General features: G+C 76.1%; 2 protein-coding genes. Both read right to left on the minus strand.

Annotated elements, in window-relative coordinates; genetic code table 11:
• The coding region (locus SSNG_RS00680) for an iron-containing redox enzyme family protein (RefSeq protein WP_007261845.1) at positions 1-921 on the minus strand (921 nt) is incomplete at its 3' end.
• 79 nt (positions 922-1,000) lie between these two features.
• Positions 1,001-1,687, minus strand: coding sequence for a HemK2/MTQ2 family protein methyltransferase (locus tag SSNG_RS00685; protein ID WP_277752127.1), 687 nt, complete (start codon positions 1,685-1,687; stop codon positions 1,001-1,003).
• Positions 1,688-1,991: the final 304 nt, after the last annotated feature.

Genomic DNA, 1,991 nt, shown 5'->3' on the forward strand with positions numbered 1-1,991 from the left:
CACGTCGGCCTCCAGGCCGGGTTCGTCGGCGAGGAGCCCCCCGATGACCTCGTACCGGACGACCTGTTCGTGCACGGCGTCGGCCTCCACGTGCTCCGCGTAGAAGTGCTCGGCCGCCGGGCCGGCCCCGCAGCGGCGCATGGCCTTGGCGAGGCGGCGCGACCCGGGGGAAGAGGTCACCTCCACGCACGCGAAGTGCCCGACCAGGGCTCCGCGCAGGGCCCGGTGGAGGCCGAGGAGCGACATGAGGTTGACCGTGGCGAGCACGGGTGCCGGGGCCTGTTCGAGGTAGTGGCCGTACGCGGTGTCCAGGCCGAGGTCGTCCATGAGGTCGGCGAACAGGCGGGCGTGGATGCGCTCGGGGCGGCCGGCGCCGAACTCGTCGTACTCGATGGCCACCATGGCGGCCTTCGCGCGGCCGACGAGCCGGGGGATCACCCAGGCGTGCGGGTCGGCCTCCTTGAGGTGGTACAGGGAGCGCAGGGCCGCGTATTCGCGCAGCTGCCACAGCTCGCCCTCCGTCGCCAGGTAGTGGCTGAGGCTGCCGCTGAGGTCCACGGGCTCGACGAGGAGCGGCGCGAAGGCCTCCTCCGCCGTGGTGGGGGCACCGGCCGTGTCCGCGCGGAGGGCGCACAGGAACCGCTCCTCCAGGGCCCGGCGCACGCTCAGCAGGTCGGGGTCCCATTCGCGGGCGTCCTCGACGCCCTCGAAGCCCCGGTAGTGCAGCTCGTAGAGCAGGTAGAGGGCGAGCTGCAGGTCTTCGCCGAAGGGGTCGGCCCGCAGGACCTCCGCGCCGTCGTGGTGCGGAGCCCGGCCGGCGCGCAGTGCGTCCAGCACGGCCCCGGACAGCGGTCCTCGCCCCTCGGGCGGCAGGGGGCCGGCCCCGGGAGTCCTGGTGGGGGTTTCGGCGGGTGCGGTCATCGACGGCTCCTGTCGTTCGGATGGGGGCGTCCCGTGATCCGGCGGGTGCCCGCCGGGTGGGGCGGTCAGGTGGGGCGGTTCAGGCGGAGCGGGCGCGGACGACCACCAGTTCCTCCTGCTCGGCGCCGTCTTCCGCCAGGCCCTGCCCCTGCAGCCAGGCCCGCCGCGAACGCAGCACCGGCCCCCACGGCACCCAGGCCCGCTCCGTGACCTGCGCGGTCAGTCCGTGCCGTGCCAGCAGCGCCACGGTCTCCTGCGCCCCGCACATCCCCGAGTGGACCATGAGCAGTACCCCGCCGGGCCGGAGCAGGCCCGGGGCGGCCGCGCAGATCCGGTCGATCACGGCCCGTCCGTCCCGGCCCGCGTCCCAGGCGCGCCGGCTGCCGCTCGTGGGCACCGCGGGGTCGGGGCAGGGGACGTAGGGCGGGTTGGCCAGGACCAGGTCGAAACGCCGGCCGCGGGTGCGGGCGGCGAAGTCGCCGTGCAGGACGCGCAGCCGCAGCCTCTGGCGCCAGCTGTTCAGCCGGGCGGCGAGTACGGCGGACCAGGCCACGTCGACCGCGGTGACGTCGGCGCCCCTGGCCGCGGCGCGCAGTGCGAGGGCGCCGGTGCCCGTGCCGATCTCCACCACCTCCGCACCGGGGCGCAGGGGCTCGCGGGCGAGGGCGCCGAGGAGCATCCGGGTGTCGGCCTGGGGCCGGTAGACGCCCGGCAGCGTGACCAGGCGGGGCAGGGGGTCGGTGTACGTCAGGGCGGTGCTCGGCACGGGTGCCTCCTGGGTCGGCAGCGGGCGGCCGGCGACGCGGTGTCGTGGCCCGGTCACGGCCGCTGCCCCGGCAGGATCGGGAACAGGGACGGTGGCGCCGTGGCCGCAGTGACAGCTGAGACGATCATGGGCCGCGTCTACCCCGGATGCCGCGCTTTGCACCTGTCGGGTTGAGCACCCGCCGAGAGGGCCCGCCGTGGGTCGGCGGCGCGGGCGAAGAGGGCGAAGAGACGGCCCAGGGGGTGTCCGCAAAGTGGCGCCGTCCGCCCGGAGGGCGGGCAGCGCGTGCCGGGCGTCGCGGGGC

Source organism: Streptomyces sp. C (assembly GCF_000158895.1).
GTDB lineage: Bacteria > Actinomycetota > Actinomycetes > Streptomycetales > Streptomycetaceae > Streptomyces > Streptomyces racemochromogenes.